Annotated in this window: 13 protein-coding genes; 9 read left to right on the plus strand and 4 right to left on the minus strand. The window is 66.3% G+C overall.

Annotated elements, in window-relative coordinates; translation table 11 throughout:
- Nucleotides 1-162: 162 nt before the first annotated feature.
- On the minus strand, nt 163-2,292 hold the full coding sequence (locus tag ACR9ZJ_RS08085; RefSeq protein ID WP_481287467.1) for a phosphocholine-specific phospholipase C: 2,130 nt from the start codon (nt 2,290-2,292) through the stop codon (nt 163-165).
- A gap of 6 nt (nt 2,293-2,298) precedes the next feature.
- Entirely contained in the window at nt 2,299-3,090 is a 792-nt protein-coding gene (gene hisN, locus ACR9ZJ_RS08090) for a histidinol-phosphatase (protein WP_481287468.1), read from the minus strand.
- A gap of 142 nt (nt 3,091-3,232) precedes the next feature.
- Here hisN and ACR9ZJ_RS08095 point away from each other — a divergent pair, with 142 nt between their 5' ends.
- The 6 genes from ACR9ZJ_RS08095 (at nt 3,233) to ACR9ZJ_RS08120 (ending at nt 12,760) form a co-directional block, all read left to right on the plus strand.
- Complete coding sequence (locus ACR9ZJ_RS08095) at nt 3,233-4,294, plus strand: ABC transporter substrate-binding protein (RefSeq protein ID WP_481287469.1); 1,062 nt, start codon at nt 3,233-3,235, stop codon at nt 4,292-4,294.
- A gap of 25 nt (nt 4,295-4,319) precedes the next feature.
- The gene (locus ACR9ZJ_RS08100; protein WP_481287470.1) at nt 4,320-5,321 is read left to right on the plus strand and encodes an ABC transporter ATP-binding protein; all 1,002 of its coding nucleotides are present in this window, start codon (nt 4,320-4,322) and stop codon (nt 5,319-5,321) included.
- Nucleotides 5,318-6,949 carry an ABC transporter permease subunit gene (locus tag ACR9ZJ_RS08105; protein ID WP_481287471.1) on the plus strand — a complete coding sequence of 544 codons (1,632 nt, stop codon included), beginning with the start codon at nt 5,318-5,320 and terminating at the stop codon, nt 6,947-6,949. Before ACR9ZJ_RS08100 ends, ACR9ZJ_RS08105 begins: the two co-directional genes overlap by 4 nt.
- Nucleotides 6,939-7,694: a DeoR/GlpR family DNA-binding transcription regulator gene (locus ACR9ZJ_RS08110; protein WP_429199871.1), complete on the plus strand. Its 756-nt coding sequence runs from the start codon at nt 6,939-6,941 to the stop codon at nt 7,692-7,694. Before ACR9ZJ_RS08105 ends, ACR9ZJ_RS08110 begins: the two co-directional genes overlap by 11 nt.
- Nucleotides 7,695-7,785: 91 nt before the next feature.
- The gene (locus ACR9ZJ_RS08115; protein WP_481287472.1) at nt 7,786-10,797 is read left to right on the plus strand and encodes a TonB-dependent receptor; all 3,012 of its coding nucleotides are present in this window, start codon (nt 7,786-7,788) and stop codon (nt 10,795-10,797) included.
- Nucleotides 10,798-10,807: 10 nt separating this feature from the next.
- Nucleotides 10,808-12,760 (plus strand): CocE/NonD family hydrolase, encoded by a 1,953-nt coding sequence (locus ACR9ZJ_RS08120; RefSeq protein ID WP_481287473.1) that lies wholly within the window; start codon nt 10,808-10,810, stop codon nt 12,758-12,760.
- A gap of 56 nt (nt 12,761-12,816) precedes the next feature.
- Here the strand turns inward: ACR9ZJ_RS08120 and ACR9ZJ_RS08125 are convergent, their stop codons facing one another.
- Nucleotides 12,817-13,026: a tautomerase family protein gene (locus tag ACR9ZJ_RS08125; RefSeq protein WP_306847501.1), complete on the minus strand. Its 210-nt coding sequence runs from the start codon at nt 13,024-13,026 to the stop codon at nt 12,817-12,819.
- Nucleotides 13,027-13,033: 7 nt separating this feature from the next.
- Nucleotides 13,034-13,768, minus strand: coding sequence for an SDR family NAD(P)-dependent oxidoreductase (locus ACR9ZJ_RS08130; RefSeq protein ID WP_481287474.1), 735 nt, complete (start codon nt 13,766-13,768; stop codon nt 13,034-13,036).
- A gap of 123 nt (nt 13,769-13,891) precedes the next feature.
- On the opposite strand from ACR9ZJ_RS08130, the gene ACR9ZJ_RS08135 reads away from it, so the two are divergent.
- The 3 genes from ACR9ZJ_RS08135 to ACR9ZJ_RS08145 all read left to right on the plus strand — a co-directional run bounded on the left by ACR9ZJ_RS08135 (nt 13,892) and on the right by ACR9ZJ_RS08145 (nt 16,286).
- Nucleotides 13,892-14,809 (plus strand): substrate binding domain-containing protein, encoded by a 918-nt coding sequence (locus ACR9ZJ_RS08135; protein ID WP_481287475.1) that lies wholly within the window; start codon nt 13,892-13,894, stop codon nt 14,807-14,809.
- A gap of 43 nt (nt 14,810-14,852) precedes the next feature.
- The gene (gene asd, locus ACR9ZJ_RS08140; RefSeq protein WP_481287476.1) at nt 14,853-15,707 is read left to right on the plus strand and encodes an archaetidylserine decarboxylase; all 855 of its coding nucleotides are present in this window, start codon (nt 14,853-14,855) and stop codon (nt 15,705-15,707) included.
- Nucleotides 15,708-15,836: 129 nt separating this feature from the next.
- Nucleotides 15,837-16,286 carry a hypothetical protein gene (locus tag ACR9ZJ_RS08145; protein ID WP_481280738.1) on the plus strand — a complete coding sequence of 150 codons (450 nt, stop codon included), beginning with the start codon at nt 15,837-15,839 and terminating at the stop codon, nt 16,284-16,286.

Consider the following 16,286-nt stretch of genomic DNA (forward strand, 5'->3'; position numbering starts at 1 on the left):
CGGCCGCGCAGCGGCATCCTTGCCCAAGGGACGGCGACTACCGTCGCGCCGAGGGTGGCGCCCGGCAGCTCCCCCGCCGCGCCACGCAACGAACGCGAGGGCGAAGCCGAGCCCCGCCCCGCACCAGGCGAACCCCTGAAATGCGTGAAGAACCATTTTTTACTAGAGCCTCCGCGGACCCGGATCGCTTGTCGCAGGTTTACCGTCTTCATGATGCCCGGCGAAACGCCGGAGGTAGCGTGGTGCGCTCGGCGTGGTAACGGCGATGTCGAACCATCCGGCACTGCCCGTCAGATCGAGCGGCAGAGTCTTCGACTGTCCAGCGTCGAGTTCGAGGTCGCGGGGTGCCGTGCTGCCATACGCATCCGTGACGCGGACGGTCACGCTCGTCGCCCCCCGATTGCTCAAGCGCACGTCGACGCTGCGAGCGCCTGACGTGCCTGCAACGACCACTTCCAACCCATCACCGGCGAACCCACGCAGGTGCGCGAAGTACCCATTCGGGCCATGGATGCGGCGGTCGTAGCCGTCGCCGGCTTTCGCCAGCGCCCAGCGATCCTCGATGCGCTTGCCCGCGCTGACCGCGTAGCGACGCGGCGGGGCGTCGCGCCGGAGCCCGTCGTAGACGAGGAAAGCGGCACCGAGGCGGCCGCTGTTGGTGAAGGCAATGCGACTGCTGTCCGCATCCAGACGGTGTTCGACCGTCCATGCGTAGCCGAGAGCGCGCGATGGACGCGTGCCCGGCTCCTGCACGGGCATGGCCTGCTCGTGCGGTACCGTGATGACTGCCTTGCCATCCGAACCAGCCGGCACACCCAGCGTCGGCACGCGCTGGTCGGCGTTGCCGGCGAAATCGAAGGCGCTGGTCAGGTCGCCGCATACCGAGCGGCGCCATGTGCTGATGTTCGGCTCCTCGACACCGAAGCGCTTTTCGAGGAAACGCAGCACCGAGGTGTGATCGAAGGTTTCCGAGCAGACCCAGCCACCACGGGTCCACGGCGAGACCACGATCATCGGCACGCGATTGCCCAGGCCGACCGGCTGTTCGCCGCGTGGATCGCTGTCCGGTACGAGCGGCGACGAGATCCTCGGGTGGGCGTCGAGGTCCATGATCTCGTCGCCCAGGCCGGCGAGCAGGTCGTCGGAAACCATGCCCTGCCCGTCCTCGCCGCTTTCCAGCGGCGGCGCCGGCGGTACCACGTGATCGAAGAAGCCGTCGTTCTCATCGTAGTTGAGGAAAAGGACCGTGCGGCTCCACACCTTCGGATTGGCGGTCAAGGCCTCCATGACGCGACGAATGTAGAAAGCGCCATCGGCGGGTGACGAGGTGGGATGTTCGCTGTACTTGTACGGCGCGACGATCCACGTCACTCGTGGCAGGCGATCGTGCAACACGTCGTCGCGCAGTTCGCGCAGGCTGTGGTTCGACACCCCGTTGCGCACGAGCGAACCCTTCGGATCGGCGCCTTCCTTCACCTGGTACTTCGCGAAGAACTCCAGCGAGTTGTCCGTGTAGTTGTCGGTCGGCGAGCCCGGATCGCCAGTGCCACCCTGGTACACGCGCCAGCTGACGCCCGCCTTCTCCAGCCGCTCCGGATACGTGGTCCACGTATAGCCATCCGCATCGGGGCGTTCCTCGGTGCCCGGCCCATTGCCCTTCTTGCCCAGCCGCCCGGAAGGATCGGCCGTGCCGCTCCAGAGGTAGATCCGGTTGATGGCGGTGTCGGCGAGTGCGGAGGCGTGGTACGCGTCGCAGACGGTGAAGGCGTCGGCGAGCGCGTAATGGAATGCCGCGTCCTCGCGGCGCAGGTACGCCATCGTCAGCACGTCCTGCTTTTGTTCGATCCAACGGTCGTTGCGGCCGAGGTTCCAGGCACCGTGGCCGCTGCTCCAGCCATGGTCGGTGCCCTCGTGATGATCGCCGCAGGCGCGCGTGTCCAGGTGGAAGGGATAGACCCAGCCCACGTCGTCACCGATGCCGCGTGCCTTCCAGTATTTCGTGCGCGCCGCCGTCACTGGCTGGCGCCACACCGGATCGCCATTGCCGAGTTCCAGCACGCGCGGATCGGCGAAGCCACGCACACCGCGCAAGCTGCCGAAGTAATGGTCGAACGAACGGTTCTCCTGCATGAGGATCACCACATGACCGACATCCGCGATCGTGCCGGTGCGGCGGTCGGGGCCCGTCGCCAGCGCTCGGGCGATCGCCGAAGGGAAACCCTGCGCGACCAGCGAGGCGACGACGGTGGCGCCCGCGGCATGGAGGAAACGGCGGCGATCGCGGGAAAACATCCGGCGTCAGTCCCTGGCGAGCGATTCGATGAGTGCCGCATGCAAGGCGGGCGTGGCCGCGGCGACGACGCGACCGCCGCTGTCGAGGCCGAGAGCGCGGCCTTCCCAGTCGGTCATGACGCCACCGGCGGCTTCGACCACCGGCGCGATGGCGAGGTAGTCGTACGGCATGAGGTTGGCCTCGACCACCGCATCGATATGGCCGGCCGCCAACATGCCATAGCCGTAGCAGTCGCCGCCGAAACGGCGCGCATACGCGGCACGGCTCGTGCGGTCGAAACGAGACCATTCGTCAGGGCTGAACATGTCCGGCGTGGTCGTGTAGAGCGTGGCGGCCGCGAGGGTCACGCACGCACGGGTACGGCAAGGCAATCCGTTCATCGTCGTTCCCACGCCCGTATGCCCGATCCAGCGTTCGTCCAGCACGGGCATGTCCAGCACGCCGAGTACCGGCTTGCCGTGGCGGAGCAAGGCCAGCAAGGTGCCCCAGAGCGGCCAGCCCGAAATGAAGCTGCGCGTGCCATCGATGGGATCGATCGACCAGACGTACTCCGCATCCACGCGTGTCGCCCCGTACTCCTCACCGAGCAGGCCGTGCGAGGGCCACGCCAGTTCGATGCGCTCTCGCAACATCGATTCCACGCCCCGGTCCACGGCTGTCACGGGGCTCATGTCACCCTTGAGCGTCACATCCACCGGGCGGCGGAATCTCGGCAGGGACAACGCACGCGCGTTATCGGCGATACCCGCGGCGAATGCCTCGAACTCCTTCCGCTCAGCGGCGGACAACGATTCCATCAACGACACTCCTGGCTGGAAAGAACGTGCGCGGCCTAGCGTTCGCACGTTTCGGGATGATGACAAAAACGAAAATTCTCTGGTGGACTCGGAAGCCACAGGTTTGCAAATATACCCAAAATGCCACATGGTGGGGTGCATCATGAACCTTCCGTGGGGCAGCTTCGACGAACCGCGTCACAGGGTGAAAAAACCGGCCATGCGTCCATACCGCCAAATCGGAAGCGTCATCGCGCTGCTCATGGCCGCCTGTGGCATGGCCCGTGCCGGTACGGTCACCGTGTACTCCGCCCTGGAAAGCGACGAGATCGCCACCTACCTGGACGCGGCGAAGAAGGCCCTGCCCGGCCTCGACATCCGTATCCTTCGCCTGTCCAGTGGCGACCTCGCCGCGCGCCTGCTCGCCGAATCGGCCGAACCGCGAAACGACGCGATCTGGGGCATGGCGGTCACCGACATGCTCGAACCGCGCATCGCCACGCTGCTCGCGCCGGTACATGGGCCGAACATCGACCGCATCCCGGCGGCGTTCCGCGCCACCGACGGGCTCTGGTTCGCACCCACGGGATACCTCGCCGCCCTGTGCGTCAATCGCGAGGCCCTGGCCGAGCGTAACCTGCCGATGCCACGCAGCTGGCGCGACCTCGCCTCGCCGAAGTACCGGGGCCAGGTGGCCATGCCCGATCCCTCGTCGTCCGGCACGGGTTACATGCTGGTGTCCTCGCTCTCGGATGCCGGTCGCGATACCGAAGGCATGGACCTGTTGCGCGACATCGCGCGCAATGTCGGCCAGGTCACCCTGTCCGGTTCGGCACCGTGCAAGCTCGCGCGCATCGGCGAATTTCCCATCGGCATCTCGTTCGCCTTCTCGGCCATGCAATCCATCCGCCAGGGCTATCCGGTGACGATGGTGATCCCGGAAGGACGCAAGGGTTACGAACTGGAGGCATCCGCGTTGATGAAGGGTTCTCCGCACGCGGATGACACGAAACGTTTTCTCGACTGGACCGCGTCGCCCGAAGCGGCCGCGTTGTATCGCGGCTACAAGGAGATCGTCGCCGCTCCCGGCAGCGTGCCGAGCGCGGAACAACAGCGGCAGGGTTTGCCCGCCGACCTGGTCGCGACGCTGCCCGTGCGCGATTTCGCCACCGCGGCGCGCGAACGCGCGGCGCTCATCGCCAGATACAAGCGGCTGACGCGCTGACGCGCCGGCCTTGGGGAGTTGGGGAATGCACCTGCGTATCGACGACATCGCAAAGGCATGGAACGGGCATACCGTGCTCGACGGCGTCTCGTTCGACGCCGGAGAGAGCGAGTTCGTCTGCCTGCTCGGGCCCAGCGGTTGCGGCAAGACCACCCTGCTGCGCATCGTCGCGGGATTGACCGCGGCGGACGCGGGGCGCGTGATCCTCGGCGGTCGCGACATCAGCGCGTTGCCCGCGCGCGAGCGGCGCATGGGCCTGGTCTTCCAGGCCTATTCCCTGTTCCCCGACATGACCGCCGCGGCCAACGTCGGCTATCCCATGCGCCTGCGCCGCGACGCTCCGGCGAAGATCGCCGCGCGCTGTAGCGAACTGCTGGAACGGGTCGGCCTGGGCGGCCTCGGCGCGCGCTTCCCCGACGAACTCTCCGGCGGCCAGCAGCAGCGCGTGGCGCTGGCCCGCGCCCTCGCCACCGAGCCGGCCATGCTCCTGCTCGACGAACCGCTCTCCGCGCTCGATCCCGCCATACGCGGGCAGTTGCGCGGCGAGATCCGCCTGCTCCAGCGTGCGCTTGGCATCCCGACGATCATGGTGACGCACGACCAGGAAGAAGCCCTGGCGATGGCGGACACGATCGTCTGCATGAATCGCGGCAGGATCGAACAGACCGGCAGCCCTCGCGACCTCTACGAGCGACCGCGTACCCGTTTCGTCGCGGAGTTCATCGGCCGCGCCAACCTGCTGCCGACGGCGTTCGTGCGCGATGCGATACCCGGCTTCCTCGAACGGCGCCCGCCCGGCGACGAGGCCACCTACGAGCTGTGCCTGCGCCCCGAGGACGTGGTGATCGAAAGCGACCCGCGCGGCGAGGCCGTGGTCGAGGACACCGTCTTCCTCGGCAACCTCGCGCGCATCACGCTCGCCTGGCGGGGACGGAAGCTGCTGGTGGAGCAGCCCGGACGCAGTGCGTTGAACCGGGGCGAGCCCGTTTCCGTGGATGCGCTGCGCGGCGCGTGGGTATGCGCATGAACACGATGCGCGCGACGGGCATGCTCCTGCTGGCGGTTCCGCTGCTGTGCCTGCTCGTGTTCTTCCTTCATCCGTTGGCGACCGTGCTCGTGCGCAGCGTCACCGATGCACAGGGAATGCCGACATTCGCGAACTACGTACGCCTGTTCGACGATCCCGGGCTTCCACGAGCGGCGCTGCGCAGCCTGCTCATCGGCGTCGCCACCACGCTATGCACCGTTTCGCTGGGGCTGTGCCTGGCGATGGCGCTGCATCGTACCCGCCTGCCCGGGAAGGCCCTGATCCGTGGCGCCCTGCTCCTGCCGATGCTCGCGCCCTCGCTCGTCCTCGCGCTGGGCCTCGTCTGCCTGCTCGGACGTAACGGGCTGGTGCACCGGCTTACCGGCCTGCCCACCGATATCTATGGTTTCTGGGGCCTGCTCATCGCGAACACGCTCTACGGGTTGCCGCAGGTGGTGATCATCGTTTCCGCCGCGCTGGCCCGAACGCCGGCACGCCATTACGACGCCGCCGAATCCATGGGTGCGACGCCCTGGCGGCAGTTCCTCGACGTGACCATTCCCCGGCTGCGCTTCGCCCTGCTCGCGGCGGCGTTCCTGGTCTTCACCGAAACGCTGACCGACTTCGGCAGCGCCGTGGTCGTCGGCGGCAGCTACCGCGTGCTGGCGGTGGAGATCTACGGCGAAGTGGTCGGGCAACTGGATTTCGCCATGGGCGCGACGCTGGGCGTGGTGCTGCTGGCGCCCGCCCTGATCTCGGTCTGGCTGGCCCGGCTGGCGAAACGCCGCCAGGACACGGGCGACGCGAGCCCGGGGCGCACGCTGGTTCCCGCGCGGCACCCGTGGCGTGAGATCGTTCTGGGCGGCATCTCGCTGCTGGCCCTGCTGCCTCTTGTCGGCGTCGTCGCCACCGTCGCCTATGTCAGCGTGGTGAAGCTGTGGCCGTACGACCGGACGCTCACGCTAGCCAACTACATGGGCGGCATGCCCGACGGATACGGTCCCGTGGCGACATCGGTCACCATGTCCTTGCTTGCCGCGGGCGCCGGCGTGCTGCTGGTGTTCGCGTTGTCCGCGGGCCTGCGCCGCGCACCGCCGTTCATCGCCAAACCCGCGCAGTTCATCGCCTCCCTGCCTGCCGCCGTGCCGGGCCTCGTGCTGGGCCTGGGTTACGTGCTGGCCTTCAACCACGGACCACTTTCCAGCTGGCTTTACGGAAGCGTGGCGATCGTGGCGGCATGCAGCCTCTTCCATTACCACGCGCAGGCCTTCCTCACCATGCAGACCGGCATGCGCCAGGTACCGGAAGCGCTGGACGACGCCGTGGCGGTATCGGGCGGCACGACCTTCCACGTGTTGCGCGACGCGGTATGGCCGTTCGCCGCGCCGGCGGCGATATCCACCTTCTTCTACCTGTTCATGCGCTCGATGGTGACGCTGTCGGGCGTGATCTTCCTGGTCACTCCCGAACTCGGGCTCGCCTCGGTCACGGTGATGCGCCTGGACGAAAACGGTTTCCTCGCGCAAGCCGCCGCGTATGCGATGTGCGTCGTGCTTGCCAGCGCACTCGCACTCGGCGCGATGCGCCTCCTCCTCCACGTACTCAAGGACCGACGCCATGTGGCATGAAGAACGGCATTCCCGCATTCGCGACCTGCTGCGCACCAGCGGCCAGGTGTCCGTCGAGCGGATCGTCACCGAGCTGGGCGTGTCGCGCGAGACGATCCGCCGCGACCTCGTCGAACTGGCCGAGCGTGGCGAGATCCGCCGCGTGCATGGCGGCGCGGTGCTCACCGGCGACGAGCCGCCGATCGACGTGCGCCATGCCACGCGGGTGCGCGAGAAACGCGCGATCGCCAAGAAGGTGGCCAGCTTGGTCGAAAGTGGCCAGACCATCTTCATGGACGCGGGCAGCACGATGAACCTCGTGGCCGAGGCACTCGCCACGCGCAGCGGGCTCACCATCGTCACCAACGCGGTGGACGTGGCCGCGCGCTTCGCCGCGCGGGCCGGCAACGACGTGCACCTGCTGGGCGGCCGCTTCAACGCGCAAACGGGTTGCACCCAGGGTGCCGCCACCGTCGCCGAGATCGCACGGTATCAACCGCACCTCACCATCCTTTCGCCCGTCGGCATCGACGCCAAGGCCGGCGCGAGCAGTTTCGAGATGGAAGAAGCCGAGATCGCACGGGCGATGTGCGCCAATGCGCGCCGCATCGTCATCGCGGCCGACCATTCCAAGATGGGCGTACGCAGCCGCGTCGCCTGGTGTCCCGCGGACCGCATCGACGTGCTCGTGACCGACCGTCGCTCGGAGAAGTCCCGCGCGATCGCCGCCATTCGTAAGGCCGTGGGCGACATCGCATACGCCTGAAACAACATCGCGCCATGAAGGCCGCCATCCGTCATTTGCTTAGATCGATTGAAACCACCCCGTCACATACATCGCCCTTCCGGAGCATCCCATGAGTCCCCGCCCCACCCTCCGACGTACCCTCTTATGCGCCGCGGTCGCGGCATCCTTGTCCGGCGTCGTCTTCGGCCAGGCCACCACCGGCCGCATCACCGGTGCGGCGCCCATCGCCGCCGGTGAAACCGTCCTCATCGAAGGCAGCAACGGCATCACCCGCGAGGTGCCCGTCGACACCCGCGGCCGTTATGTCGCCGAGTCGCTGCCCCTGGCCACCTACAAGGTTTCGCTGAAGACCAACGGCAACATCGTCGACACGCGCGACAACATCACCCTGCGTGTGGGCGCCGCCACCGACGTCTCGTTCGAAACCGCTCCGGCCGGCAGCGCCCAGCAGCTCGAAGGCGTGACCGTTTCGGCGACCAACATGCCGAAGATCGACGTCGCCACCGTCGCTTCCAGCACGGTGATCACCGCCGCCGACATGGCCCGCCTGCCGCTGCAGCGCTCGGCCGAAGCCGTGGCTCTGCTCGCACCGGGCGCCTCGCCGGGCTATACCGGATTCAAGAACGCCTTCGGTGGCAGCCTGGTCAGCTTCGCCGGTTCAGCCGTTTCGGAGAACGCGTATTACATCAACGGCATGAACACGACCGATCCGCTCAGCGGCTTCGGCGGCGTCACCCTGCCCTACGGCGCGGTGGACCAGCAGGAGGTGCTCAGCGGGGGTTACTCCGCGATGTACGGCCGCTCGGACGGTGGTGTCATCAGCCAGGTCGGCAAGCGCGGCACCAACGAATGGCACTTCGGTGCCCAGGTGCTCTGGGAGCCGGACTTCGCCCGCGCCAGCGCCCGCAACATCACCTATGGCCACGACAATCCGGCGCCTCCGGGCACGATCAACCAGCGCAACGACGACAACCACGAATGGAGCACGACGGTCAGCGCCTATGCCGGCGGCCCGTTGATCAAGGACAAGCTGTACGCCTTCGCCGCCGTGGAGATGGAGCGCAGCAAGGGCAACAGCATCGGCGACGTGAACCACGCGTACGACACGAAGTACACGTACAAGGACCCGAAGTGGTACGGCAAGCTCGACTGGAACATCAATGACAGCAACATCCTCGAGCTGACCGGCGTCAACCAGACCCATCGATCCAACGGCAACAAATACACCTACGATTACGACACGAACACCGTCGGCGACTTCGCCAGTACGGATTCGACGTACAAGACCAAGGCCATGGTCTATGTCGCCAAGTTCACCAGCTACATCACCGACGACCTGACGCTCACCGCGCTGTACGGCAAGTCGAAACTCACCTATTACAACGAACCGCCCGCCACGGGCGTCACCGGCCCGTTCATCGGCAACGTGAGCCAGCAGAACCCCGCGCTCAACGGCGGCACGCCGATCACCAATGGACAGACGCTGGACACGATCGACAACCCCGACCACGAGTCCACCAACCGCAACCTTCGCGTCGACCTCAACTACAAGATCGGCAGCCATTCGATCACCGCGGGCATCGACAACCAGGATTCGCGCGACATCGACGACGGCACGACGATCGGCGGCGACGGCTACGAGCTGTGGTACGCCAAGGGCGACAAGAACCTCAACATCAGCGACAGCCCCTTCGTCGACAAGCCGGGCAATTATCCCGGTGGCGAAACCGGCTACTACGGCTATTACCGCCACTACAACACGCTCGCCTCCGTGCGCGTGAAGCAGCGTGCCCAGTACATCATGGACGACTGGCAGGTCACCGACCGCCTGCTGCTCTCGCTGGGCCTGCGCAACGACCAGTTCACCAACTACAACCCGGCCGGCCAGCCCTACCTGAAGCTGACCAAGCCGCAGTGGGCGCCGCGCCTGGGCTTCAGCTGGGACGTGAACGGCGACTCCAGCATGAAGATCTACGGCAACGCCGGCCGCTATTTCCTGGCCATGCCGGCATCCGTCGCACTACGTACCTCGGCGGGTTCGCTCGCCACCAACCAGTACTTCACCTATACGGGCATCGATGCGAGCGGCATGCCGACCGGCGTGACCTTCATCCAGTCGGCCACCGGTGGCGCCGTCTCTCCCAACGGCGAGTACGGCCAGCCGCCCGATCCCAAGACCGTCAGCGCCAAGAACATCAAGTCGGAGTACCAGGACGAGTTCATCCTCGGCGTGGACAAGCAGCTGAACGCCGATTGGATAGCGGGCGCGAAGGCCACCGTGCGCAAGCTGCGCAACGCGCTGGACGACGTCTGCGACAACGGCGCGATCACCCGCGCGGCCATCGCCCAGGGCGCGGACATCGACGCGGTCACCGTCGGCAGCTGCTACCTGTCCAACCCCGGACGGGCGAACGTCTACCAGCTGGCCAACAACAACGGCGGCTACACGAACGTGACGGTGACCAACGCGGACTTCGGCTTCAGCCACCTCAAGCGCAACTACTACGGCTTGGACCTGTACCTGTCGCATCCGTTCGACGGCACGTGGTCGGGCAAGATCGACTACCTGTACTCGCGCAGCTACGGCAATACCGAAGGCCAGGTGCGCTCGGACGTCGGCCAGGGCTCCGTCGCGGCCTCGCGCGACTGGGATTACGCCACGCTGATGAACTACGCCAACGGCTACCTGGCCAACGACCGCAAGCACCAGCTGAAGCTCTACGGCTCCTACCAGATCGCGCCCGAATGGCTGGTTTCCGCGAACCTGCTCATCCAGTCCGGTTTGCCGAAGTCGTGCCTGGGCCGCTACGGTGAGACCGAGAGCGATCCGTCCGGCTACGGCAGCTATTACCACTTCTGCTTCGGCGAACCCTCGGCCTATGGCGCGAAGGGCCGCGAGCCGTGGGAAGAGCTGGTCGACGTCAACCTCGAGTACCGTCCGTTGTGGGCCGACCGCAAGCTGGCCTTCACCGCTTCGGTGTTCAACCTGCTCAACCAGCAGCGGTCGCAGCGGACGAACCCGGTCTCGGGCAGCAAGAACTCGGTGAACGACGGTTATCAGCAGGTCATCAGCTACACGCAGCCGCGTTACGCCCGCTTCGGTGTCACCTACGACTTCTAACGGGAAGCCCATGCATCCACTACTGCGACTGGGTATCGTCGCGCTCGCCGCCGGAGTCCTCGCGACTCCGGCGGTCGGCGGCGAAAAGACCTACAAAGACCTGCCGACGGAGACGCCGGCCCGATTCACGCCGACGAATCCCGGCTTCGACTACGTGCGCCGCACGGTCGAGATCCCGATGCGCGACGGCGTCAAGCTGCATACCGTGATCCTCATGCCCAAGGGCACGACGCATGCGGGCATCCTGCTCACGCGCACCCCCTATGGCGCGGACGGCATGGGACATCGCAGCGACAGCCCACACCTGGGCCCCGCCCTGCGCGGCTACGACAACCCGGCCGACATCATCGTCCAGGACGGCTATATCCGCGTGATCCAGGATATCCGCGGCAAGAACGGCTCCGAAGGCGACTTCGTCATGAACCGGCCGCCGATCGGACACGGCAACCCCACCCCGGTCGACGAGTCCTCCGACATCTACGACACGGTCGACTGGGTGGTGAAGCACGTGCCGGAGTCGAACGGCAAGGTCGGCATCATCGGCATCTCCTACGACGGCTTCGAGGCGATGGTCGCCACGATCCGCCCGCATCCCGCGCTCAAGGTGGCCGTGCCGATCAACCCGATGATCGATGGCTGGATGGGCGACGACTGGTTCCATCGTGGCGCGTTCCGCCAGCAGATGATTCCCTACATCTACGGCATGGTGAACTCGCGCGGCAGCGACATCGGCTGGACCACGGGCTACCGTGACGACTACGACCTGTACCTGCGCGGCGGCTCCGCCGGCGACATCGGCCGCGCCTACGGCATGGAAGCGCTCGGCTTCTGGCAGAAGCTGCTCGCCCATCCCGCCTACGACAGCTTCTGGTCCGAGCAAGCCATCGACAAGGTCGCAGCGAAGGAGCCGATGACCGTGCCGACCATGCTCGTGCACAGCCTGTGGGACCAGGAAGACAACTACGGCGACATGGCGGTATACCGGGCGCTCGCCCCTCGCGACCCCGGGCACACGAAACTGTGGCTCGTGCTGGGACCGTGGCGCCACGCCAAGACCTGGGAAAAGGGCGACACCATCGGCGCGATCGACCTGGGCAGCGATACGGGCACCACGTTCCGCCAGAAGATCCTCCGCCCCTTCCTGGCCCAGTACCTGAAGGACGACGCGCCGAAGGCCGACATCGCACCGGTCAATGCCTTCGTCACCGGCGAGAACACCTGGCGCCAACTCGATTCCTGGCCTTCGGCCTGTCGCACCGGCTGTGCGCCGGTCATGCAGCGCTGGTTCGTCGAAGCCGACGGTGGCCTCGCCACGACGGCACCCGCGAAGGGCGAAGACGAATATGTTTCCGATCCGGCCAAACCGGTGCCGTATCGCGTGCGGCCGATCCAGTCGTGGTCGCACGGGGTGGCGGATCGCGAGGATTCCTGGCCGGAATGGCTCGTGGACGACCAGCGCCAGTTCGCCACGCGTACGGATGTGCTCACCTACGTATCGCCCGTGCTCGACAAGCCCATGGGCGTGTCCGGCGAGCCGCTGGTGCATTTGCTCGCATCCACCAGCGGCACGGACAGCGACTGGGTGGTGAAACTGATCGACGTCTATCCCGACGAGGTGGAGGAGAAGCCGTCGATGGGCGGCTACCAGTTGCCGGTCGCCATGGAGATCTTCCGTGGCCGCTATCGCGAGGGCTACGACAAGCCCATGGCGCTGACACCGGACAAGCCGCTGGAATACCGCTTCCCGCTGCCGACGGTGAACCACGTGTTCCAGCCGGGGCACCGGGTGATGGTGCAGGTCCAGTCGAGCTGGTTCCCGTTGTACGACCGCAACCCGCAAACCTTCGTGCCGAACATCTTCAATGCGAAACCCGGCGATTACCGCAAGGCGACGCAGAAGATCGTCCGCGACGGCGAGAACGGCACGTACCTGGAACTTCCCATCGTTCCCGCAAGCCGGTAACCACCGGCTTCTAACGGACGGCGACCTGGACGATCACGTCCGGGTCGCCGCATCCGCTAAGTGCCGGGATTCGGTCCCCGCAGCTGCGACGTCGGCACGCCGCGATATCCCCAGTCCTCCATGGCGACCTCGTCGATCACGACATGGGTCAGCTCCGGCGACTTGCCCAGCACGCGCTCGAGTGTTTCGGTGATCTCCGCGATCACCTGGGCCTTCTGCGCGGGCGTATTGCCTTCACGAGTGATACGAACGTTAACGTAGGGCATGGCAGCGTCACCAGCGGCCGGCGCTCGAACCGCCATCGACCGGCAGCACGACGCCATTGGTGAACTTGCTGGTCACGAGGTAGACCACCGCTTCGGCGATGTCCTCGGGGCGGCCCAGGCGGCCCATCGGGTTCAAGCCGCTCAGGAAGCCATGGGTCTCCGGTGCGTGCATCGGGGTCTCGATGATGCCGGGGGCGACCGCGCTCACCTTGACGTTATGCGGCGACAGTTCGATCGCCAGGCCACGCGTGACGTCGTTGAGGCCACCCTTGATCAGCACGGGCAGCGCGGAAGGCACGTTCCGGTCCGGCTGCAAGCCGAGGCTTGCCGTGATGTTGACGATGTGGCCGCTCTTGCGCGCGGCCATGTGGCGCGCCGCGAACTGCGACGGGTAGATGAAGCCACGCAGGTTGGTGTCGATCAGCGCGTCAATCTCGTCGGTGGTGTATTCGACGAAAGGCTTGGCGATGAAGATGCCGGCGTTGTTGACCAGCACGTCCACCTGGCCGAACGCCTCGATGGCGTGGTCGAACAGGCGCTCGGCGGTGTCGCGCAGGGCGATGTCGCCAGCGACCGCCAGGAATCGGTCCGGGTTACCCAGTGCGACGGCGGCTTCGTCGAGACGAGCCTGGCTGCGGCCGTTGCCGACCACGTTGTAGCCGAGGTCGAGAAAGGCCTTGGCGATGGCGAAACCGAGGCCGCTGGAGGCGCCGGTGACGATGACGGTTTGACGGGTGCTCATGCTGCTTGCTCCGAAGATGGTCAGGTTCCGGGGCCGTGGCCCCGGGCTGACCCGCAATCTATTGCCACGCCCGGTGCACATAAATAAGATCCGGAGCAATTGAATCATTACATGGTGTAATCCATGCACAGGCAGTTCGACGACCTGATGCTCGGCAGCATCGAGCTGTTTTGCCTTGCCGGCGAACTGGGTGGCTTCACCGCCGCGGCCACGGCGGCAGGCGTCACGCCCGCGGCGGTCAGCCGGTCGGTCGCCCGGTTGGAGGCACGCCTCGGCGTGCGCCTGTTCGTCCGCAGCACGCGGCAGATCCGTCTCACCGATGCGGGCCGCGTCTACATGGAGCAATGCCGGCAGGCGCTGGCCCAGTTCGCCGACGCGGAGCGGCTCGCCAGCGGCCAGCAGGCCCTGGTATCGGGACGGCTGCGCATCAGCGTGCCGACCACGTATGCGCACTATCGTTTGCTTCCGATGCTGCCCGACTTCCATCGCGAGCATCCGGACGTACGCCTCGACCTGCACGTCAGCAATCGCAACATCGGCTTTTCCGACGAGGCCTTCGACCTCGCGATCCGCGTGCGGCCGCAGGCGGATTCCACGCTGATCCTGCGCCATCTGGAAGATGCGCCGCTGGTGCTGGTGGCCACCCCCGCTTATCTGGAAACGCGTCGCGTGCCGCGATCGCTCGACGACCTGGCCTCGCACGAGTGCATCCAGTTCGACCTGCCAAGCAGTGGCCGGCGTATCCCCTGGTTGTTTCGCGACGGCGGCCAGGATGTCGAATTCGAGGCCGAAAGCGCGTTCACCGTGTCGGAGGACGTGCTCGGCGGCGTGACCCTGGCCCGCGCGGGAGCGGGCATCTTCCAGACCTACCGTTTCATCGTGGAAAAGGATCTCGCCGAAGGTTCATTGGTAGAAGTCTTGCCGGAGCTCGCGGGACGTTCCCGCCCTTACAACCTGCTCTACCCGCACAGCCGGTTCGTACCGCCCCGCGTACGCGCGTTCATCGATTTCCTGACGGCCCGCGTGACGCCGCAGCGGTAGGGGACATCGCGGAGGGAGTCCGCTCCCGCCTATACTCCCGCGCATGAAGCCCAACGTCCTGCTGCAGTACATCCTCCCGCACCGCTTTCTCTCTCGCATCGTCTACCAGGCGACCCGGTGGGAGTGGGCTCCATGGAAGAATTTTCTCATTCGGGAGATCGTGCAGCGCTATGCCGTCGACATGAGCCAGGCCGCCCAGCCGGACCCCTTCGCGTACCAGCACTTCAATGCGTTCTTCACTCGCAAGCTGAAGGTCGGCGCGCGCGAGGCCGATCCGGACCCGCAGGCGATCCTCTCGCCGGCCGACGGACGGATCAGCCAGTCCGGACGTATCCGTGACGGCCGTATCTTCCAGGCGAAGGGCCAGGAATACAGCGCGGCGGAACTGCTGGGCGACGAGACCGCCGCGGCACCGTTCCGCAATGGCAGCTTCGTCACCATCTATCTGTCGCCGCGCGACTACCACCGCGTGCACATGCCTCTGGAGGGCAAGCTCACCGGTACCACGCATGTTCCTGGTCGCATCTTCAGTGTGGCCCCGTTCGCGGTCGAAGCCATTCCGCGGCTGTTCGCGCGCAACGAGCGCCTCGTCTGCCATTTCCAGGGCGAACACGGCCCCTTCGTGTCGGTCATGGTCGGCGCGATCCTGGTCTCCAGCGTGGCCACGGTATGGGACGGCATGGCCATCCCGCCGTACGCCTCGGAGATCATCCGCAACGACTGCCGCGGCCGCGACGTGACGCTGGAACGCTTCGCCGAAATGGCCCGCTTCAACATGGGCTCGACCGTCATCCTCCTGTTGCCGGAGGGTTACACCCTGGACGAACTCAAGCCGCAACAACAGGTTATCGTCGGGCAACGCATCGGAGCCTGGACCGGCGACGGCGCGGCGCAATGACGAACCGCGTCACAATGTGACGAAAACGTCTTACATTTGACGCATCGGCGGCGTATTCTCGGCGGACCGCTGCCCGACCGGGGAAGGGCACGGGACCGTAAGAAGCATCCGTACTAGGGGAAGTAGTCCATGCGTCTGGTCACCCATCTCATCGCCGTCAATCGCGAAATCCGCCTTCGCCGTCAACTTGCCGATATCGAACGTGTCGTCCTGGCCCTGCCGGTGCGAGCCCACGTGGACTTGCAGCAACTGGTCCGGCGCGAGATGGAACAGGCCGCGGCCTGCGATTTTCCCCATCTCTATGGCACCCCGCCCGAAGAGCGCTACAGCACCTACGGCCATGGGCCGGATATCGGCCTCGGCAAGGCCCGGTCGGAGAATCCGTTGATCGCCACGCGTGGTGTCGCGCTGTGGATCGCCTCGGTCTACCACGAGACCCTGGATTCGCGGCGCCCGAACATGGAAGACCTGCACCGGCAGATCCTTCGCCTGATGCGCCAGATCAAGGAATTGTCGGCGTCCGAGCGGCGCGGCACGACCACGGCATGGGCAAGCAACGAGCCGCACGCCGTCGCGTAA

The sequence above is a fragment of the Luteibacter sp. KNZ12-1A genome (assembly GCF_056755675.1).